General features: G+C 48.2%; 18 protein-coding genes. 17 read left to right on the forward strand and 1 reads right to left on the reverse strand.

The annotated features are described in order from the left end of the window. Positions 1–52: 52 nt before the first annotated feature. The gene (locus ACWA50_RS06585) at positions 53–2,626 is read left to right on the forward strand and encodes a penicillin-binding protein 1A (protein WP_431050923.1); all 2,574 of its coding nucleotides are present in this window, start codon (positions 53–55) and stop codon (positions 2,624–2,626) included. 102 nt (positions 2,627–2,728) lie between these two features. Here the strand turns inward: ACWA50_RS06585 and rho are convergent, their stop codons facing one another. Then, on the reverse strand, positions 2,729–3,991 hold the full coding sequence (gene rho, locus ACWA50_RS06590) for a transcription termination factor Rho (protein WP_431050925.1): 1,263 nt from the start codon (positions 3,989–3,991) through the stop codon (positions 2,729–2,731). 307 nt (positions 3,992–4,298) lie between these two features. On the opposite strand from rho, the gene rhlB reads away from it, so the two are divergent. The 16 genes from rhlB (at position 4,299) to ACWA50_RS06670 (ending at position 20,595) form a co-directional block, all read left to right on the forward strand. Continuing rightward, entirely contained in the window at positions 4,299–5,588 is a 1,290-nt protein-coding gene (rhlB, locus tag ACWA50_RS06595) for an ATP-dependent RNA helicase RhlB (RefSeq protein WP_431050927.1), read from the forward strand. Between the two features lie 162 nt (positions 5,589–5,750). After that, positions 5,751–6,065, forward strand: a complete 315-nt coding sequence (rsfS, locus tag ACWA50_RS06600; protein ID WP_431050929.1) for a ribosome silencing factor — start codon at positions 5,751–5,753, stop codon at positions 6,063–6,065. 1 nt (position 6,066) lies between these two features. After that, positions 6,067–6,537, forward strand: a complete 471-nt coding sequence (rlmH, locus tag ACWA50_RS06605) for a 23S rRNA (pseudouridine(1915)-N(3))-methyltransferase RlmH (protein WP_431050931.1) — start codon at positions 6,067–6,069, stop codon at positions 6,535–6,537. Positions 6,538–6,687: 150 nt separating this feature from the next. Next, on the forward strand, positions 6,688–8,613 hold the full coding sequence (gene mrdA / locus ACWA50_RS06610; RefSeq protein ID WP_431050933.1) for a penicillin-binding protein 2: 1,926 nt from the start codon (positions 6,688–6,690) through the stop codon (positions 8,611–8,613). Further along, positions 8,610–9,725 carry a rod shape-determining protein RodA gene (gene rodA / locus ACWA50_RS06615; protein WP_431050935.1) on the forward strand — a complete coding sequence of 372 codons (1,116 nt, stop codon included), beginning with the start codon at positions 8,610–8,612 and terminating at the stop codon, positions 9,723–9,725. Before mrdA ends, rodA begins: the two co-directional genes overlap by 4 nt. Positions 9,726–9,756: 31 nt before the next feature. Then, positions 9,757–10,680, forward strand: a complete 924-nt coding sequence (locus tag ACWA50_RS06620; protein ID WP_431050937.1) for a septal ring lytic transglycosylase RlpA family protein — start codon at positions 9,757–9,759, stop codon at positions 10,678–10,680. Between the two features lie 18 nt (positions 10,681–10,698). Next, positions 10,699–11,880 (forward strand): serine hydrolase, encoded by a 1,182-nt coding sequence (locus ACWA50_RS06625; RefSeq protein ID WP_431050939.1) that lies wholly within the window; start codon positions 10,699–10,701, stop codon positions 11,878–11,880. A 101-nt stretch (positions 11,881–11,981) separates the two neighbouring features. Further along, positions 11,982–12,248: a DUF493 family protein YbeD gene (gene ybeD, locus ACWA50_RS06630; protein WP_431050941.1), complete on the forward strand. Its 267-nt coding sequence runs from the start codon at positions 11,982–11,984 to the stop codon at positions 12,246–12,248. 38 nt (positions 12,249–12,286) lie between these two features. Beyond that, on the forward strand, positions 12,287–12,955 hold the full coding sequence (lipB, locus tag ACWA50_RS06635; protein ID WP_431054309.1) for a lipoyl(octanoyl) transferase LipB: 669 nt from the start codon (positions 12,287–12,289) through the stop codon (positions 12,953–12,955). Positions 12,956–12,994: 39 nt separating this feature from the next. Further along, the gene (gene lipA / locus ACWA50_RS06640; protein WP_431050943.1) at positions 12,995–13,957 is read left to right on the forward strand and encodes a lipoyl synthase; all 963 of its coding nucleotides are present in this window, start codon (positions 12,995–12,997) and stop codon (positions 13,955–13,957) included. 363 nt (positions 13,958–14,320) lie between these two features. After that, a complete protein-coding gene (nrfA, locus tag ACWA50_RS06645; protein WP_431054310.1) occupies positions 14,321–15,706 on the forward strand; it encodes an ammonia-forming nitrite reductase cytochrome c552 subunit in 1,386 nt (461 codons plus the stop codon). Positions 15,707–15,802: 96 nt separating this feature from the next. After that, on the forward strand, positions 15,803–16,420 hold the full coding sequence (gene nrfB / locus ACWA50_RS06650) for a cytochrome c nitrite reductase pentaheme subunit (protein WP_431050945.1): 618 nt from the start codon (positions 15,803–15,805) through the stop codon (positions 16,418–16,420). A 53-nt stretch (positions 16,421–16,473) separates the two neighbouring features. After that, the gene (nrfC, locus tag ACWA50_RS06655) at positions 16,474–17,094 is read left to right on the forward strand and encodes a cytochrome c nitrite reductase Fe-S protein (RefSeq protein WP_449343133.1); all 621 of its coding nucleotides are present in this window, start codon (positions 16,474–16,476) and stop codon (positions 17,092–17,094) included. After that, positions 17,091–18,053 (forward strand): cytochrome c nitrite reductase subunit NrfD, encoded by a 963-nt coding sequence (gene nrfD, locus ACWA50_RS06660; protein WP_431050948.1) that lies wholly within the window; start codon positions 17,091–17,093, stop codon positions 18,051–18,053. Before nrfC ends, nrfD begins: the two co-directional genes overlap by 4 nt. A gap of 62 nt (positions 18,054–18,115) precedes the next feature. Next, positions 18,116–20,032 carry a heme lyase CcmF/NrfE family subunit gene (locus ACWA50_RS06665; RefSeq protein ID WP_431050950.1) on the forward strand — a complete coding sequence of 639 codons (1,917 nt, stop codon included), beginning with the start codon at positions 18,116–18,118 and terminating at the stop codon, positions 20,030–20,032. After that, positions 20,029–20,595, forward strand: coding sequence for a DsbE family thiol:disulfide interchange protein (locus ACWA50_RS06670; protein ID WP_431050952.1), 567 nt, complete (start codon positions 20,029–20,031; stop codon positions 20,593–20,595). Before ACWA50_RS06665 ends, ACWA50_RS06670 begins: the two co-directional genes overlap by 4 nt.

The raw sequence follows: 20,595 nt of genomic DNA on the forward strand, positions 1-20,595 counted from the left end.
GTAGTGTGGCGCAAATTCGTTTGATAATTGACTTTGAAGAGAGAAGTTTTCGGTGAAGATCGTAAAATTAATATTTAGTAGTTTATTGACCTTGACAATTTTGGGATGTGTGATAATAGCGATTACCTATTTCCATATCAAATCCGAGCTGCCGGATGTCGCAACCTTGCGCAATATCGAGCTGCAACAGCCTATGCAAATCTATACCGCGGACGGAAAATTAATCGGCGAAGTGGGCGAGCAGCGGCGGATTCCGGTCAGCTTGGCACAGATTCCAGAACCGTTGAAACAAGCGGTGTTGGCAACCGAGGACAGCCGTTTTTATGCCCATTACGGCTTGGATCCGATCGGGATCGCGCGCGCCTTGAAAGTGGCGATCAGCGATGGCGGCGCTTCGCAAGGGGCGAGTACCATCACCCAACAGCTGGCGCGCAACTTTTTCTTAACTCCGGAAAAAACCTTGCTGCGCAAGGTGCGTGAAGCGATTTTGGCGATTGAAATCGAAAAAAATCTGAATAAAGATGAAATTTTAGAACTGTATCTGAACAAAATTTATCTCGGCTATCGCTCTTACGGTGTCGCCGCCGCGGCAAAAACCTATTTCGGTAAGGATTTAAACCAATTAACCCTCAGCGAAATGGCGATGATTGCCGGCTTGCCGAAAGCGCCGTCGACCATGAATCCATTATATTCGTTACAGCGCGCGACCGAGCGGCGCAACGTGGTGTTGGGGCGGATGTTGGAGGAAGGTTATATTTCACAACAACAGTATCAACAAGCGCGCGACGAGCCGTTGGTTGCCAGTTACCACGGCAGTCAATTGGATTTTCAGGCGGAATATGTCACCGAAATGGTGCGGCAGGAAATGGTCAAACTGTACGGCGAAGAAAATGCCTACACGAAAGGGTATAAAGTCTATACCACCGTCGATTCCACCGATCAACGCAATGCTCAGATTGCGGTGCGCAATAATCTGATTAATTACGATATGCGCCATGGTTATCGTGGCGGTGCGCCGCTGTGGAAAGCCAATGAAACCGCGTGGGAGCACGAGCGGATTATCGGTTTCCTGAAAAAAATCCCGAATTCCGAACCGTTAGTACCGGCGGCAGTGATGGCGATTGATAAGGAGGGTGTAAATTTGTTGCTTGCCTCGGGCGAAAGCATGCCGCTGCCGTTTTCGGCGATGAAATGGGCGAATGCCACGGCGAATAGTCCGAAAGTCAAAGTGGGCGAACAAATTTGGATTCGACAAAACAGTAAACAGGAGTGGGTGTTGGGGCAGTTGCCGCGCGCCAATTCGGCGTTGGTCTCGTTAAACAGTGATAACGGCGCGATTGAGGCGATTGTCGGCGGTTTTAGCTTCGGACAAAGTAAATTCAACCGCGCCACGCAATCGATGGTGCAGGTCGGTTCATCGATTAAACCATTTATTTATGCGGCGGCAATGGATAAAGGTTTGAGTCTTGCCACGATTTTAAACGACAGCCCGATTACCATCCGCATTCCGGGGCAAAAACCGTGGTCGCCGAAAAATTCGCCTAACCGTTACGACGGGCAGTTACGTTTGCGCCAAGGCTTGGCACAATCGAAAAACGTAATGATGGTGCGGGCGGTGCAAATGGTCGGCATTGATTATGTGGCGGATTTCTTGCCGCGTTTCGGCTTCAAACGTGATCAGTATCAGGCAACGGAAGCCTTGGCACTGGGGGCGGCCTCATTTACCCCGTTGGAAATGGCGCGCGGCTATGCGGTGTTTGATAACGGAGGTTTCTTGATTGATCCGTTTATTATCGAGAAAATTTTGGATCATGAGGGTAAAGAAATTTATCTTGCCAACCCGAAAGTGGCGTGTTTCGGCTGTAATGATATTCCCGTGATTTATGGCGAACAGCAAAAACTGGAATTATTGGATCAAAGCATAGAAAACGGGCAAACTGATGAAAGCGGAGTGAATCTCGCCGCCAATGCCGACGGCGATCCGGATCAACAGCCGGAAACCGTGCCGGATATTCCGGAATTGCAAATCGGCAACAGCCGGTTGCAAGACGGACCGGGATTGTTGGCGCAAGCCCGTGCGCAAAGCCAAGAACCGCAACTTGCCCCACGGGTGATCAGTGGCGAGTTGGCATTTTTAATCCGCAGTGCGCTGCACTCTGGGATCTACGGCGAGCAAGGCAGCGGTTGGAAAGGCACCGGCTGGCGCATGGCGAATGAGATCAAACGCAGTGATGTCGGCGGTAAAACCGGTACTACCAATAACTCGAAAGTGGCGTGGTATGCCGGCTACGGTGCCAATTTCGCCACAGCAGTGTATGTCGGTTTTGACGATAATAAATATGATTTGGGCCGCGGCGAAGCCGGTGCAAGCACCGCGATGCCGGCGTGGCGGGAATATATGAAAAAAGCGTTGGAAAACATACCGGAACGCGCCGATCCGTTGCCGCCGAACATCATCGAAAAACGCATTGATAAGTCCAGCGGTTTGTTGACCGACAGCGGCGGACGCAACGAATATTTTATCAAAGGTACCGAACCGACCCGGCATTATATCCGTGAGCAAGGCTATAAGATTATGGTCAACCCGGGCGACGGCTCCGGTCCGCGTGTGGAAGAGCTGTTCTAACTAGCGTTATAAGCAAAAGTGCGGTTTGACCGCACTTTTGTGTAACAAACCCAATTAAAACGCCCGCATTCGCGGGCGTTTCGGTATCAGACTTGATAGCAATTACGAACGTTTCATAATATCGAAAAACTCTTCGTTGGTTTTTGCCATGGAGAGCTTGTCTATCAGGAATTCCATCGCTTCGATTTCGCCCATCGGGTGTACGATTTTGCGTAGAATCCACATTTTTTGCAGCTCGTCCGGCGTGGTGAGCAGCTCTTCTTTACGTGTGCCGGAGCGGTTGAAGTCAATCGCCGGGAATACGCGTTTTTCCGCGATTTTACGCGATAAATGCAATTCCATATTACCGGTACCTTTAAACTCTTCGTAGATGACTTCGTCCATTTTGGAGCCGGTATCCACAAGTGCGGTAGCGATAATGGTTAAGCTGCCGCCTTCTTCTACGTTACGTGCCGCACCGAAAAAGCGTTTCGGACGGTGCAAGGCATTGGCATCCACCCCACCCGACAATACTTTGCCGGAGGCGGGCGTAACGGTGTTGTAGGCGCGGGCCAAGCGGGTGATCGAGTCTAATAGAATGACCACGTCTTTTTTATGTTCAACCAAGCGTTTGGCTTTTTCGATTACCATCTCGGCGACTTGCACATGGCGTGCCGCCGGTTCGTCGAACGTCGAGGCGACGACTTCGCCCTTGACCAAACGTTGCATTTCGGTGACCTCTTCCGGACGTTCGTCGATCAGTAACACCATCAATACGCATTCAGGGTAGTTGTGGGTGATACTTTGCGCGATATTTTGCAGCAACATGGTTTTACCGGCTTTCGGCGGCGCCACTATCAAACCACGCTGTCCTTTACCAATCGGCGCAGCCAAATCCAATACGCGCGCGGTTAAATCTTCGGTCGAACCGTTGCCGCGCTCCATGCGCATGCGTGAGTTGGCGTGTAATGGCGTGAGGTTTTCAAACAGGATTTTGTTACGTGAGATTTCAGGACGGTCGGCATTGACTTCTTTGATTTTTAACAGCGCAAAATAGCGTTCGCCTTCTTTCGGCGGGCGGATTTTGCCTTCGATCATATCGCCGGTACGTAGGTTGAAGCGGCGGATTTGGCTTGGCGACACATAAATATCATCCGGACCAGCCAAATAAGAGCTGTCCGCCGAACGCAGGAAACCGAAACCGTCTTGCAGGATTTCCAAAACGCCTTCGCCGAAGATGTCTTCGCCGCTTTTAGAGTGTTGTTTTAAAATGGAAAAAATAATATCTTGCTTGCGTAAACGGGCTAAATTTTCTAAGCCCATCTGTTCTTCCCCGATGCGCACAAGCTCGGAGATCGGGGTGTTTTTCAGTTCTGTCAGATTCATAATGGAAGAATTAGTTTGATTTAAGATTAGATTAATGGAAATAAGTGAGTTTACTTATGTAGTTTAATACAGTGTGAAAAGTATGACTCAGATTTGAGTGGCGATAAAAGTACCACTAAAAGCAGGGGCTGTCTAGCGAGAATTTATTTTTTATTGAGGATAAACGCGCAAAGTGCGGTTCAACGCAAAAAATCCGTCCTGATTTTGGCATTAAAGCAAGCACAGGCGGCTGTGTTGTGCTATCCTTGAGCGATTTTTCATAAAAAGTGCGGTTAAACAAACTTTAAGAACCGACAGAGACAGAGATATGCAAACAAATAAACATTTAAGCCAAGTCCGTTTTAGCGATTTCGCCTTGAATCCGCAGGTATTAAGCGCGTTAAACGACAGTGGTTTTGAATATTGCACCCCGATTCAGGCGTTGACGCTGCCGTTGACCCTTGCCGGGCGTGATGTAGCGGGGCAGGCGCAAACCGGTACCGGTAAGACGATGGCGTTTTTGATTGCCACGTTCCATCAATTGTTAAGCCAACAAGCAAACAGTGAAGGGCGCTATCAACATAATCAGCCGCGTGCCTTGATTTTGGCACCGACCCGAGAGTTGGCGGTGCAGATCGATAATGACGCGGAAAAATTGGCGGCAGCCACGGGTTTAAAAACCGCACTTGCCTATGGCGGCGACGGTTATGATAAACAGCTGAAAGCGATTGAAAACGGCGTGGATATCTTGATTGGTACAACCGGGCGGGTGATTGATTATGTTAAGCAAGGCATTATCAATTTGGATAAAATTCAGGTGGTGGTGCTGGACGAAGCGGATCGGATGTTCGATTTGGGCTTTATCCGCGATATTCGCTATTTAATGCGTAAATGCCCGCCGGTACAACAGCGTTTGACCCTGCTGTTTTCGGCGACTTTATCCTTCCGGGTGCGCGAACTGGCATTTGAAGATATGAATAATGCCGAATATGTCGAAGTCGAGCCGCTGCAAAAAACCGGACACCGGATCACCGAAGAACTGTTTTATCCGTCCAATCAAGACAAAATGCGTTTGCTGCAAACCTTGCTGGAAGAAGAGTGGCCTGAGCGTTGCATTATTTTCGCCAACACCAAACATCAATGTGAAAATATTTGGGGGCATTTGGCAGCGGACGGACATCGGGTCGGCTTGCTGACCGGCGATGTGGCGCAGAAAAAGCGTTTGGCATTATTGGAAAAATTCACCCAAGGTGAGTTGGATATTTTGGTGGCGACCGATGTGGCGGCGCGCGGCTTGCATATCCCGGCGGTGACCCATGTGTTCAACTACGATTTGCCGGACGATTGCGAAGATTATGTACACCGTATCGGGCGCACCGGCCGTGCCGGCGAAAGCGGCAAATCGGTCAGCTTTGCCTGTGAAGCCTACGCCATGAATTTACCCGCGATTGAAGAATATATCGATCACAGCATTCCGGTCAGTCAATATGATACTGAAGCATTGCTGCAAGATCTGCCGAAACCGCTGCGTTTGCGCCGTAGCGGCAGTGCGACCGGTAATCGTACCAATCAAAAACGCGGTAATAACATGAATAATCGCAAAGCGAGAGCGCGTTAAGATTTTTTTAAGCATAAGTGCGGTATACTCACACGAGGTCTGTTTATCTTGCCCGAACAACGATAAACAGACCTTGTTGTTTGGCGTTTACGGCAACTATGCTAAAATCTGCGCTTTTCTACGCTAGATGATAAATTACACAATACTGTTACGAGGAAACTTTTGCAAAATTCATTAGTCAAATCAGTCACGGCGATTTTAGATGACTTAAAAGCGAGCGACATCAGCGTGTTTGATGTGCGTAATAATAATGGTATCACCGATAATATGGTGATTTGCACCGGCACGTCCAGCCGCCATGTCGGTTCGATTGCACAAAACCTGGCGGACACTTGTAAACAGCAAGGCATTGAATCGTTCGGTTCGGAAGGGATCGAAACCGCCGATTGGGTGGTGGTTGATTTCGGGCAGTTGATTGTGCACGTAATGCAACAAGAAAGCCGCGAGCTGTATCAGTTGGAAAAACTGTGGAGCTAGCATGAAAATCCAACTGATTGCGGTCGGCACCAAAATGCCGAGTTGGGTCACCAGCGGTTTTGAGGAATATCAACGCCGTTTTCCAAAAGATATGCCGTTTGAATTGATCGAAATTGCCGCCGGTAAACGTGGTAAAAATGCCGATATTAAACGGATTTTGGAAAAAGAGGGCGAGCAAATGCTTGCCGCTTGTGGCAAAAACAGCCTGATCGTGACGCTGGATATTCCGGGTAAAGCATGGACAACCCCGCAATTAGCCGAGCAGTTGGAAAGCTGGAAAAATGACGGGCGTGATGTCTGTTTGTTAATCGGCGGCCCTGAAGGGCTATCGCCGCAATGCAAACAAGCGGCGGAACGCAGTTGGTCGCTGTCGCCATTGACCTTGCCGCACCCATTGGTGCGGGTGGTGGTGGCCGAGAGTTTGTATCGGGCGTGGAGTGTGACCACCAATCACCCGTATCACCGTGAGTAGCGAATAAAATGCGACTTTTCTACTGCGTTACTATACCTTGCCGTACTACCTGTACTGTCTGCGGTATAGCGCCTTGTATAAAAGCCGCATTTTATCCGCTACCGTTGGATAAGCAGTAAAAGTAAACAGAAAAGAAAAATAGAATTAACCATGGCAAAAGAGATTATTCGAGACAACAAGGCGGAGCAGAACCTGTTTTTACGGCGGGTGCTGGTGGCGTTTCTGGGGGTTTTGTTGCTGTTGTCGATTCTGTTGCTGAACAACTATAATTTGCAAGTGCGGGATTACGATAATTATCAAACCCGCTCGAACGGTAACCGGATTAAATTACTGCCGGTAGCGCCGACCCGTGGGCTGATTTATGACCGCAATAATAAGGTGTTGGCGGAAAATTTGACCTTTTTCGGTTTGTATATTGTGCCGGAAAAAACCGAAAATTTGCAGCAGACTTATCAACAGTTACGCCAAATCGTCGGTTTGACCGATGAGGATATCGAAGCCTTTGCCAAGGAACGACGCCGCAATTCGCGTTATACGCCGATTTTGTTAAAAGCGGACTTAACCGAAGAACAAATCGCGCGTTTTGCGGTGGATCAACATAATTTCCCAAGTTTGGAAATTCGCCCTTACTTTAAGCGGCATTATCCCTATGGTGAAGATCTGACGCATATTCTAGGTTATGTTGCCAAAATTAATGATAAAGATGTCGAGCGGTTGAAAGACGAAGACAAATTGGCGAATTATGCCGGCACCACCGATATAGGTAAGTTGGGAATCGAACGTTATTACGAAGAACAACTGCATGGCGAAGTCGGTTTTGAGGAAGTGGAAGTGAATAACCGCGGCAAGGTGATCCGCACGTTGCGCCAACAGCCGGCGGTGTCGGGCAAGAGTATTAAGCTGACGATTGATTTGGATTTGCAACGTTATATCCGCCAGTTATTGGATGGACGCCGCGGAGCGATTGTCGCCCTTGACCCGCGTGATAACAGCGTGTTGGCGATGGTGTCGAGCCCAAGTTATGATAACAATTTGTTTGTCGGCGGGATTTCATCGGCGAATTACAATGCGTTATTGAATGATCCGGATCGTCCGCTGTACAGCCGTACCACGCAAGGGGCGTTTCCGCCGGCGTCGACGGTCAAGCCGTTTATTGCGGTGGCGGCGTTACAGGACGGGATTATTACCACCAATACCACGATGTTTGATCCGGGGTATTGGGTGCTGCCCGGAACGGAAAGACGTTATCGCGACTGGTTAAAGAGCGGTCATGGGCGGGTGAATTTAAATAAAGCGATTATGGAATCGGCGGATACCTATTTTTATCAGCTGATTTACGATATGGGCATTAACCGTTTTTCCGAGTGGATGAAACGTTTCGGTTTCGGCATGCCGACCGGAGTGGATATTCGTGAGGAAACCAGCGGCGTAATGCCGACGCGCGAATGGAAACAGCAACGTTATAAAAAACCGTGGGTGATCGGCGATACGATTCCGGTCGGGATCGGACAGGGTTATTGGACGGCAACGCCGTTGCAGGTGACCAAAGCGTTAAGCGTGTTGATTAATAACGGACGGGTTGATACACCGCACTTTATGCAACACATTATCGGTAACGAAATTGAACCCTATCGTGATCCGAAACCGTATGAGGACATTAGCGGGGTGCCGCTAGCCTATTGGAACGCGGCAAAGAGCGGTATGTATAATGTGCTATACGGCAGCAGCGGCACGGCGAAAAAAGCCTTCGCCAATATGTCTTATCTGGCGGCAGGCAAATCAGGTACCGCGCAGGTGTTTGGTTTAAAAGAAAATCAAAAATACGACGCGTCGAACTTGGCATCGCATTTGCATGATCATGCGTGGTTTATTGCGTATGCGCCGTATGAAAACCCTAAAATCGCCTTATCGGTATTTTTAGAAAATGCCGGCGGCGGTTCCAGCCAAGCAGCGCCGGTTGCGCGGGCAATTATGGATTATTATTTACTGGATATGGGACAGTTGAAACAACAAACGGCAAGTGAAAGTGCGGTGGCGGACGAGCAAAGCGCAACTGACGCAGGAGGCGCACAATGAGCGAACCAAAAACCGTCTTCAGCAGCTTATGGCAGCGTTTTCATTTGGATTTTTGGTTGTTGCTGGGCTTGTTGGTGATCTCGGCTTACGGCTTGGTGGTGTTGTATAGCGCTTCCGGCGGCAGTGAGGCGATGTTCAGAAGCCGCGTGATCCAAATTTCTCTCGGTTTTATTGTGATGTTGCTAATGGCGCAGTTTCCATTACGTTTTTATGAAAAACTTGCGCCCTATTTGTATGTCGCTTGTATTATTATGCTGGTGTTGGTTGATCTGATCGGCACCACCAGCAAAGGTGCGCAACGTTGGTTAGACTTGGGCATATTTCGTTTTCAACCGTCGGAAATTGCCAAGTTGTCGGTGCCGTTAATGGTGGCGGCTTATTTAGGGCGGCAAAAATTACCGCCGACCTTATGGCACACCATGATTGCGCTGGGCATGATTTTTGTACCGACCATTTTGGTCGCAATACAACCGGACTTGGGCACGTCGATTTTAGTTAGCGCCTCGGGCATATTTGTTGTATTCTTAGCCGGCATGAGCTGGCGCCTGATTGCGGTGGCGGCGGTCGGATTGGCGGGTTTTATCCCGGTGATGTGGTATTTTCTGATGCATGACTATCAGCGCACACGGGTGATGACCTTACTTGATCCGGAATCCGATCCGCTGGGGGCGGGTTATCATATTATCCAATCGAAAATTGCGATTGGTTCGGGCGGAATCTTCGGTAAGGGCTGGATGCAAGGCACACAGTCGCAATTGGAATTTTTACCGGAACCGCATACGGATTTTATTTTTTCAGTGCTGAGTGAAGAGCATGGGATGGTCGGCGTGTTAGTGTTACTGGCGATCTATATGTTTATTATCATTCGGGGCTTAATTATCGCTGCCAAAGCGCAAACTGCGGCGGGCAGGATTTTAACGGGTGCGATCACCTTAATCTTTTTTGTCTATATTTTTGTCAATATCGGAATGGTAAGCGGAATTTTGCCGGTGGTCGGCGTTCCGTTACCGCTGGTGAGTTACGGCGGAACATCCTATGTCACGCTGATGGCGGGTTTTGGATTGATTATGTCGGTTTACAGCCATAAGCGTAGCGTAACTCACTTTAGATAAGGCAACGAATTGCTAAAATAGGAAATTTTTTATGACATTTTTAAAATCAACCGTTTATGGCTGTTTAATGATGTTGGCGTTAACCATCGGGACGGCACAGGCGGCAACCTCTACGCAAAGTTTGTTTGGGGTGAGCGGACCGAAGAAGTTGTCTTCGACCACGGCGGCGGCTAAAAGCCAGACTTATACCGTGAAGGGCAAAACCTACCAAACCCTGAATCGTGAAAAAGCAAAAGCGTATTCGATGACCGGCACGGCCAGTTTTTACGGCGGCAAATTTAATGGTAGAAAAACCGCAAGTGGCGAGATTTATAATGAAAATTTAATGACGGCTGCGCATAAACGTTTGCCGATACCGTCTTATGTTTTGGTAACCAATGTGAAAAACGGGCGTCAAGTCGTTGTACGGGTCAATGATCGCGGACCTTTTGTCGGGGATCGTAAAATCGATTTGTCGAAAGCCGCCGCCAAAGAATTGGGGATGTTGCGAAAAGGCACGGCACAGGTCAAAATGGAAGTGGTACATGTCGATAAAAATGGTCAAATCAGTGGACCGGGCGGAGAAAAATTAATCCGGTTGGCAAAAAATAAAAATTTACCGCTGCCGAAAGACAATCAACAAGCCAGTGTGCAAATTGCCAAGGCAAAAGCGGTCGCGGCGGATAAAACGGATCTCGTGACGGCAAGCCGCGGAGATAAACCGCTCGCGGAAAATGGCGCAAGTAATTTGGCGTATGAACTGCAAAGTGTCAATTTAGATAGCGATACTGAAGCAAAAGCGCTGATTGCCCAGCTTTCGATGAAAAATGTGAACAGTGAAATTATTAAAGAGGGCCGCAATTTCAAAGTGAAATTCGGACCGCTTGATTCGCGCGAAAAAGTGAACCAACTGAAAACCGAGTTGGTGCAAAACGGTCAACACAACAATATTTTATACTCTTACAACGCTCAATAACGAAGGATTTTGTTTGCTATGTTTTATCGACGTCAATTGAAAACAACCTTGTTGGCAACGGCTTTACTGACATCCGCGCCGATATTTGCCTCCGAGGTAATCGAATTTAATGTGGCACCGCCACAGCTGAATGCACAAACCTATATTTTGATGGATTATCATACCGGTGCGGTGTTGGCGGCGAAAGCGCCGGATCAACGCCAAGCCCCGGCAAGTTTGACTAAAATTATGACCAGTTATGTGGTCGGCGATGCGATTCGACAAGGTAAAATTCGTAACGATGACATAGTCACGGTGAGTAAAAATGCTTGGGGCAAAAATTTCCCGGGTTCGTCTAAAATGTTTTTGAACGTCAATCAGCAAGTCAGCGTGAAAGATCTGAATTACGGAATTATCATTGCCTCCGGCAATGATGCCTGTGTGGCGATCGCCGAGCATTTAGCCGGCACGGAAAAGAATTTCATTGACATCATGAACCAATACGTACAGAAATTTGGGCTGAAAAATACCCGTTTTGCTACGGTGCACGGCTTGGATGCGGAAAATCAATACTCTTCAGCCAGAGATATGGCGATCATGGCATCGCATATGATTCGTGATTTGCCGGAAGAATATGCGATTCACTCAGAAAAAGAGTTTACTTTTAATAAAATTAAACAACAAAACCGCAACGGTCTTTTATCGGACAAAACCTTGAACGTGGACGGCATGAAAACCGGGCATACCGATCAGGCCGGTTATAATTTGGTTGCGTCGGCAGTTGAAGGCGATACCCGTTTCATTAGCGTCGTCATGGGCGTGCCGACGATCAAAGGGCGTGAAGTCGAAACCAAAAAACTGTTGCAATGGGGTTTCAATAACTTTGAAACCTTGAAACCGTTAGCCGCCGGCACAGTGGTGTCCGAGCAAAGCGTGTATTACGGCAAGGAAAATAAGGTCAAATTGGGGACGATCGACGACGGCTATATCACCATTCCGAAAGGCAAGCAGGCAGAGTTGAAAGCGCGTTATGAACTGAGCAAAAAATACTTGGAAGCCCCGCTACAGAAAGGTGATGTGGTCGGCACCGTGGTTTACCAGTTGGATGGCAAAGATGTCGCCACCGTGAATTTGCAGGTGCTTGAGCCGGTGGAGGAAGCCGGTTTCTTCGGCAAAATCATCGATTGGATTATTTTGACGGTGAAAAGCCTGTTTAGTTAATCCAAATCATCACCTTGAATTTAGGCGCGCTAAACACCACGTATAAATACATTCAAATCCCTGCCTGGCAGGGATTTCTCAATAAAGAACAGGAATAAAAAATGGAAAAAACCAAATTACACGAACTGCTCGAATTCCCATGCGACTTCCCGTATAAAGTGATGGGTTTGGCGCAGCCGGATTTACAGGACAAAGTGTTGGAAGTGGTACAAAAACACATTCCGGGCGACTATGCGCCAACGATTAAACCGAGTAGTAAAGGCAATTATCATTCGGTGTCGATTATGGTACGTGCGGAAAATATCGAGCAGATCGAAACGTTGTATAAAGAATTGGCGGAAATTGATATTGTCAGAATGGTGCTGTAGTAGCACAAGGCAAAGTGCGGTTTGAGGAACGAAAAATGATGTCATTCGCAAAACACCTGATTGTACGTCAATTAGGCATACGGCCTTACGCAACGGTGTGGCGGCAAATGCAGCAGTTTACCGATAACCGTGATGACCGCACTTTGGATGAAATTTGGCTGGTGCAGCATCCGGCGGTGTTCACCCAAGGGCAAGCCGGCAAAACGGAACATCTGTTGCGGCAATCCGCCATTCCGCTGGTGCAGTCCGATCGCGGCGGGCAGATCACTTACCATGCACCCGGACAGCAGGTGATGTATGTGCTGTTAGACATCAAACGCAAAAAAGCACAAGACAACGGTGATTTCAATGTGCGTCACTTAGTCTCTGCGCTGGAAAATTGCGTGGTGGCGACCTTGGCCGATTATGGCGTTCAAGCCTATCCGAAAGCCGATGCGCCCGGGGTTTATGTTGACGAACGCAAAATTTGTTCATTGGGGCTGCGTATCCGTCGCGGCTGTTCGTTTCACGGCTTGGCATTGAATATCAATATGGATTTAACCCCGTTCAATTATATCAACCCTTGCGGCTATGCCGGCTTAGAAATGTGCCAATTAAGCGAATTAATCGGTGATCCGGCTTTACTTTGCGAGCAGGTTGCCCCACAATTACTGCAACATTTTATTAACCTAATGGATTACAAACAGATCCAATTCGTTGAAAATTAATTAAGCCTTAATCCGAATCAAGACAAATCGAGAGCTATAATGGGTAAACCTTTCAAAATGGAACGTGGCGTGAAATATCGCGACGCAGCCAAAACTTCAATTATTCCGGTGACAAACATTAATCCCGAGCAGGAGTTGTTGCCGAAACCGGCGTGGATGAAAATTAAATTACCGGCAAGTTCGGCGAAGATTGACAGCATTAAAAACGGCATGCGCCGTCACGGTTTGCATTCGGTGTGCGAAGAAGCCAGTTGCCCGAACTTACACGAGTGTTTCAATCACGGCACGGCAACCTTTATGATTTTAGGCGCGATCTGTACCCGCCGCTGCCCGTTTTGCGATGTGGCGCACGGCAAACCGCTGCCGCCGGATCCTGACGAACCGAAAAAACTCGCCGAAACCATTCAAGATATGAAATTGCGTTATGTGGTGATCACTTCGGTCGATCGCGATGATTTGCCGGATCGCGGTGCGGGGCATTTTGCCGATTGCGTGCGCGAAATCCGCAAACTCAATCCGAATATCAAAATTGAAATTTTAGTGCCGGATTTTCGCGGCAGAATCGAACAAGCATTGGATAAATTAAAAGATAATCCGCCGGATGTGTTTAACCACAATTTGGAAAATGTGCCGCGTTTATACCGTGAGATTCGCCCGGGCGCCGATTATCAATGGTCATTAAAACTGTTGCATGATTTCAAACGGATGTTTCCGCATATTCCGACCAAATCCGGTTTAATGGTCGGTTTGGGCGAAACGAATGACGAAATTTTGGAAGTAATGCAGGATTTACGCACTAACGGCGTAACCATGTTGACCTTGGGACAATATTTACAACCGAGCCGCCATCACTTGCCGGTGGCGCGTTATGTGCCGCCGAGCGAGTTTGACATAATGCGCGAAAAAGCCGAGGCAATGGGCTTTGAGCATGCCGCTTGCGGTCCTTTCGTGCGCTCCTCCTATCACGCCGATTTACAGGCGCAAGGCATGGAAGTGAAATAACGCTTAGTTATTGATTGCACTGATAATATTTAACCGCACTTTTGCTGAAATTTTAAGCGAAAGTGCGGTTTTTTTATACTATTTGACAAAAAAGAGGTACTCATTTAGAGGTATTTTGCTGTGGAAATTTGATCAAGAACAACTATTTTGAATATATCTATGCAAAAAACAAGGGTATTTGCTAATTTAATCTCGAAGAACTTTAGTTGATTGTTGCAATGTTATCACAGAGTTAAGTGCTTAACATGGCGTTTCAAATCCAATTCTTGTGGGAAAGTCTCTACGGAGGAAATTATCGTGAATATCGCAAAACAAAAACTGACCTCGCTATTCAGCCTGCTCGCCGTAATCGGCGGAGGTTGGCTGGCAACGCAAAATGCCATGGCAGAGGAACAAAAAACAGAAGCCGATTCGAAAGTGGTTATCCAGTCTAATAACCAAAAATTTGCAGCAAAATATCCGCTGCAATTTAATACATGGTCGGCAACTTCAGAATCTGATGAAGTAGACTCGGCAATCGGTGAAGATCCGCGCATGATTGTATTGTGGGGCGGTTATTTGTTTTCGCACGATTATAACAAACCGCGCGGTCACTTTTATGCGATTAAAGATGTGCGGGATATTCTGCGTACCGGCGCCCCGACCGGACCAAATGACGGTCCGCAACCGATGGCATGCTGGACCTGTAAAGGTCCGGATGTGCCACGTTTAATCGCGGAATGGGGTGAAGACGGTTATTTCAGCGGTAAATGGGCAAAAGGCGGGCCGGAAGTAGTGAATTCGATCGGCTGTGCCGACTGCCACGATACCACCTCCGCCGACTTTGCCGAAGGCAAACCGGCATTGCGCATTGCGCGTCCGCATGTGTTACGCGCCTTGGATAAAATTGGTGAAAATTTCGCCTCATCGGATAAAACCGATCAACGTGCGGCGATTTGTGCTAACTGCCACGTGGAATACTATTTTGCCGGTGATTTGAAAGAAGTGACGTTCCCGTGGGATAAAGGCACCAGTGTTGATCAAATCGAAGCCTATTACGATGAAATCGGCTTCAGCGATTGGACTCACTCGCTCTCTAAAGCGCCGATGTTGAAAGCGCAACACCCGGACTTCGAAATCTGGTCGGCAGGCATGCACGGTAAAAACGGCGTGACCTGTATCGACTGCCATATGCCGAAAGTGCAAACCGCCGACGGCAAAGTCTTTACCGATCACAAAATCGGCAATCCGTTTGACGCGTTTGAAAACACCTGTGCCAACTGCCACGATCAAAGCAAAGAAAAATTGCGCGAAATTGTGTCTTCACGCAAGCATGAAGTCAAAGACGTGATGATCCGTTTGGAAGATCAACTGGTGAAAGCGCACTTTGAAGCCAAAGCCGCATGGGATGCCGGTGCAACTGAAGACGAAATGAAAGCGGCATTGCAAGATATTCGTCATGCCCAATGGCGTTGGGATTATGCCGCAGCCAGCCATGGCGGTTACATGCATGCGCCGGATGTGATGTTGCGTGTCTTAGGCACAGGCTTGGATAAAGCCGGTGATGCGCGGGTGAAATTGGCGCGTGTGCTGAGTGCGCACAATGTCAGCCAGCCAGTGGCTATTCCGGATATTTCGACCAAAGAGAAAGCGCAGGCAGTGATGGGCATTGATTATGAAAAAGAGAAAAAAGCAAAAGATGAATTCTTGAAAACCCTTGTACCTCAATGGGATAAAGAAGCCAAAGCAAAAGGCTTACTGGGTGAATAATAGCTGATTAAACCGCACTTTGGCGTTTGGCGAGATCAACCGGAGTAAAAGTGCGGTATCAAGCATAACAACCATTTAAGATTGAGGGAAAAGACGATGAAGGGAAATCTTCTGTTAAAGGCTGTCAAATTGATAGCCGTATTAAGCGCAGGTTTGCTGACAGCCACGGTTTCGTCTGCAAACACCAATGCGCAAAGCGGCAATGCGGGTAATGAGCTGACTTACCAACCGCAGTTGGAAAATCAGCGTGATCCAAATAAATATTGCGCACAATGCCATAAATTTAATGACGAACAATTTCACGGTATCCATTTAAGCAAAGCCAATCCGTCAACAGGAAAACCGATTAACTGTGTCAGCTGTCATGGTAATATTTCGGAAGATCACCGTCGCGGCGTGAAAGATGTAATGCGTTTCCATGGTGATATTTTCGACGGCAAAACGCCGATGTACAGTGTACAAGAGCAAAATCAGGTCTGCTTCTCTTGTCACCAGCCGGAAAAATTGCGCGAAAGCTTATGGGCGCATGATGTGCATGCGATGAAACTGCCGTGTGCCAGCTGTCATACCTTGCACCCGAAAGCAGATCCAATGCAAGGTATTGCGCATAAAGATCAAGTGAAACTGTGCGTTGATTGTCACGGTAAACAACAAGAATTGTTGGAAGCCAAAGCCAACCCACAACCTGTGATTCAGGATAAGGATAAAAAATGAGTTGCTCACGCCGAAACTTTGTTTCCGGCATGGGGGCTGGGGCTCTTATCCTGATGACCGGAAAACCCGCACAAAGTCTGGCTCAGACTTTGACGATTAACGAAGTACGTTATGGCATGTTGCACGACGAGAAGCTCTGTATCGGTTGTACCGCATGTATGGACGCTTGCCGTGAAGTCAATAACGTGCCTGAAGGGGTATCACGTCTGGAAATCATTCGGGGAGAACCGCAAGGGGAATTTCCTGACGTCACCTATGAGTTTTATCGCCATTCCTGTCAACATTGCAGCAATGCGCCTTGTGTGCATGTTTGCCCGACGGGGGCATCGTTTATCGAGGCTTCCACCGGTATTGTTGACGTGAAGGCGGATCTGTGTGTCGGTTGCCAATATTGTATTGCCGTGTGCCCTTATCGGGTGCGTTTCATTCATCCTAAGACCAAAGCGGCGGATAAATGCAATTTCTGCCGTGACACCAATTTGGCAAAAGGGCGTCTGCCGGCCTGTGTCGAGGTTTGCCCGACCAAGGCATTGACCTTTGGCAATCTGGATGATCCGAACAGCGAGATTTCACGCCAACTCCGTGAAAAACAGGTGTATCAAACCAAAGTCGAGTTAGGGACCAAACCGAACTTGTACCATGTTCCGGCTAAAGCAGGGGAGATCAGACGATGAACAGTCCATTCCACTTCCCGTCGTTAGTATGGGACGAAATTATTGCGATTTATCTTTTCCTATTAGGGATTTCCGCCGGGGTTACTTTATTGGCGGTGCTGCTAAAACGCAGTTCGGTTTTGGCAGGAAGTGATGTCAGCCGCAATAACGTGATTCGCAGTGCGGCGATCATCGCGCCGGTGAGTTTGATTATCGGCTTGACGATTTTGATCTTCCACCTAACCAAACCATGGACATTCTGGATGTTGATGTTTAATTATCAACCGCAATCGGTGATGTCAATGGGGGTTATGCTGTTCCAGGTTTATATGTTGTTCCTGTTCTTATGGCTGGCTATCGTGTTCAAACACCTGCTGGCGGACTGGATTGATCGTTATATTCCTGCGCTCGCTTTTGTGAAGAAAATCATCAACGCGATCGAGAAATGGTGTAACCCGATTGAATTAATTTTGATTTTGTTATCTGTTCTGCTGGGGGCGTATACCGGTTTCTTGCTCTCGGCGCTGGTCAGTTATCCGATGTTGAACAATCCGGTGTTGCCGATCCTATTTTTGGCTTCGGGCACCTCTTCCGGGATTGCCGCACTGTTGCTGGCTGCGGTCTGGTGCTGCCGGGAATCAACGCATTCCGCGTCGGTTTCGTTCTTACATAAGTTTGAAACGCCGGTGGTATTACTCGAAATCTTCCTGCTGTTTGCCTTCTTTGTCGGTTTGTATTTTGGCGGCGGACAAAAAACCGTGTCAATGGTGACGGCAATCGGCGGCGGTTTCTGGGCGTGGGTGTTCTGGATCGGCGTGGTGTTGATTGGGCTGTTGTTACCGTTGTTACTCAATGCGGTCAGCAGCGCAGAACTGAAACACCGCAAAGGCTTTATCATTTTCACCGCACTTTGCACCTTGTTCGGCGTATTCTGCCTACGTTTCTTTATCCTTTACACCGGACAAATGACGTTGGCTTGATAAGTTGTTAGAATAGCGGGATTATTTGGCGTTAATCCCGCTTTTTATTTGAGTGAAACAAAATGCTTCCAGAATTCGGTTATTTTGCGTTAATTTGCAGTCTTGTCACCGCACTTTTGTTGTTGCTGATACCGTTTTTGCCGCAGCGAGCGCGTTTTTTATCGGCTACCACGCCGCTGTCCTCCTTACTCTTTTTCTTTGCACTGGCGGCAATATCAATTCTAGCCTACAGTTTCGCCCGCGATGATTTTTCAGTATTGTATGTTGCTTCCCATTCCAATACGGAATTGCCGTTGCTATTTAAGATCGCCGCAACCTGGGGGGGGCATGAAGGCTCGATGTTGTTCTGGCTGGTGACTTTGTCATTATGGACAATGCTGTTTGCCGTGTTCAACCGCTCGGCAGAGCGCTTGTTTAGCGCTCGGGTTGTGGCGGTGCTTGCCTTGGTTTACACCGCACTTTGTCTTTATACCTTGGTTTTATCCGATCCGTTTGAACGCTTGTTCCCGGCACCGTTTCAGGGGCGTGATCTCAATCCGATGTTGCAAGATATCGCACTGGTGTTTCACCCGCCGTTACTTTATCTCGGTTACGTCGGTTTTGCATTGAATTTCGCCCTGTCGATTGTGGCGCTGTTGTGTAAAACCGATAACCGGATTTTTGCCGGTTACAGCCGAAGCTGGGCATTACTCAGCTGGGGCTGGCTCACTTGCGGTATTTTACTTGGCGCATGGTGGGCATATTATGAGCTGGGTTGGGGCGGCTGGTGGTTTTGGGATCCGGTCGAAAATGCCTCCCTCATACCATGGTTGCTCGGTTTGGGTTTAATCCACAGTTTGATCGCTACCCAACGACACGGCTTATATCCCTACTGGAGCTTGCTGTTATCGCTGTTGGCATTTTCTGCGTCATTATTGGGAACTTTTATCGTGCGTTCGGGGGTGATCACTTCGGTTCATGCCTTTTCGATTGATCCGTCGCGTGGTTATGCACTGTTGGCGATGTTTTTCCTGTTTAGCGGTTTGGGCTTGGCGGTGTTCGCTTTCAATGCCAAGCTAAGCGAAGTGCGGTCTAACCCGCATTGGTTTTCACAACCGACGGCATTATTGTTACTGAATATTCTGAGCGCGATTGCGGCGTTCAGCGTGCTGTTAGGCACATTTTACCCGTTACTGTTCAGCACCTTTGGGTTCGGCTCGATCTCGGTCGGCGCGCCTTATTTTAATACCATTTTTACGCCGTTAGTCCTGCTGAGTTTGTTGATGATGTTATTGTGGCTGAACGGACGCTGGCTTTTCTGGCGACGGTATCTGCTGAGTTTGCTGCCGGCATTAGTTTGCGCTTACGGGGTGATCGCCTGGAATATTTGGCTGGACTCGTTAAAAACGTGGCAGTGGCTGCCGTTTATGTTTGTCTTGCTAGGATTTTGGCTGTTGTTCGGTTTATTGTTTGCGGCATGGCGCAGCTATCGTCAACAGCGCTTTATTACCGCACTTCCGATGTTATTCGGGCATGGCGGAGTCGCGCTGGTGGTGATTGCGGCGATAATGAGCGGGTATTACGCTTCTGATCTGGGCATAAAACTCGCCCCGGGAGAAAACGCACAACTGCATGGTTATCATTTTGATTTTAAAGCGAATGAATACCGCCTTGCGGCGAACTACACCACCGATACCGCCCGCTTACGCGTCACTCATAATGGCGAGCAATTTGATTTATACCCGGAAAAACGTTTTTATGATATTCGCAACAGCATGATGAGCGAAGTGGCATTAAAAAGCGGTATTTTGGGCGATTTATATGTGGTATTAGGCGATAAATCCCCCGAGCAGCGGTATTCCTTCGGCTTCCACTATAAACCGTTGATTCAATGGCTGTGGCTCGGCGGCTTGCTGATGGCATTGGCGGCATTTTTGTCGATTGGTTTGCGGCGCTACGTTAAGCCGGACACCCAAGTCAACCATAAGGAAGCCGCATGAAAAAACGGATAGCCTTGTTTCTACCATTATTCGCCCTGTTGGCATTAGGGGCGATGTTGTTGCTTGGTTTGCAGCGCGACCCATCACAATTGGCATTAGTGCAACAAGGAAAACCCTTGCCGGAATTCCAATTACCGGATTTGCTACATCCGACACAACAGATTGATAACCGCACTTTGCCGAAGCAACCGTTTTTACTCAATGTGTGGGGCAGCTGGTGTCCGAGTTGTATTACTGAACATCCGTTTTTAATGCAGTTACAACGGCAGGGATATCTGCTTTACGGCTTGAATTATCGTGACAATCCGCAATCGGCGCGGCAGATGTTAATCGCGAAAGGCAATCCGTTCGCGAAAGTATTGAATGACCGCGATGGCAAACTGGCATTGGCGTTGGGCGTGTATGGCGCGCCGGAAACGTATTTAATCGACGGCGACGGCATTATCCGTTTCCGTTATGCGGGTGAATTGGATCAAACCGTGTGGCAACAGCAGTTTGTGCCATTACTACAACAATTGTTGCAACAATTTCCGCCTTCACTTTCAACGGCAAGGGGGCAATAA

The sequence above is a fragment of the Testudinibacter sp. P17/SS/0325 genome, assembly GCF_053570765.1.

Bases quoted from the DNA above. Each gene is read 5' to 3' on its own strand.
- rho (WP_431050925.1), bottom strand. From the start codon at position 3,991: ATGAATCTGACAGAACTGAAAAACACCCCGATCTCCGAGCTTGTGCGC.
- rhlB (WP_431050927.1), top strand. From the start codon at position 4,299: ATGCAAACAAATAAACATTTAAGCCAAGTCCGTTTTAGCGATTTCGCC.
- rlmH (WP_431050931.1), top strand. From the start codon at position 6,067: ATGAAAATCCAACTGATTGCGGTCGGCACCAAAATGCCGAGTTGGGTC.
- mrdA (WP_431050933.1), top strand. From the start codon at position 6,688: ATGGCAAAAGAGATTATTCGAGACAACAAGGCGGAGCAGAACCTGTTT.
- rodA (WP_431050935.1), top strand. From the start codon at position 8,610: ATGAGCGAACCAAAAACCGTCTTCAGCAGCTTATGGCAGCGTTTTCAT.
- ACWA50_RS06620 (WP_431050937.1), top strand. From the start codon at position 9,757: ATGACATTTTTAAAATCAACCGTTTATGGCTGTTTAATGATGTTGGCG.
- ACWA50_RS06625 (WP_431050939.1), top strand. From the start codon at position 10,699: ATGTTTTATCGACGTCAATTGAAAACAACCTTGTTGGCAACGGCTTTA.
- ybeD (WP_431050941.1), top strand. From the start codon at position 11,982: ATGGAAAAAACCAAATTACACGAACTGCTCGAATTCCCATGCGACTTC.
- lipB (WP_431054309.1), top strand. From the start codon at position 12,287: ATGTCATTCGCAAAACACCTGATTGTACGTCAATTAGGCATACGGCCT.
- lipA (WP_431050943.1), top strand. From the start codon at position 12,995: ATGGGTAAACCTTTCAAAATGGAACGTGGCGTGAAATATCGCGACGCA.
- nrfB (WP_431050945.1), top strand. From the start codon at position 15,803: ATGAAGGGAAATCTTCTGTTAAAGGCTGTCAAATTGATAGCCGTATTA.
- nrfC (WP_449343133.1), top strand. From the start codon at position 16,474: ATGACCGGAAAACCCGCACAAAGTCTGGCTCAGACTTTGACGATTAAC.
- nrfD (WP_431050948.1), top strand. From the start codon at position 17,091: ATGAACAGTCCATTCCACTTCCCGTCGTTAGTATGGGACGAAATTATT.
- ACWA50_RS06665 (WP_431050950.1), top strand. From the start codon at position 18,116: ATGCTTCCAGAATTCGGTTATTTTGCGTTAATTTGCAGTCTTGTCACC.
- ACWA50_RS06670 (WP_431050952.1), top strand. From the start codon at position 20,029: ATGAAAAAACGGATAGCCTTGTTTCTACCATTATTCGCCCTGTTGGCA.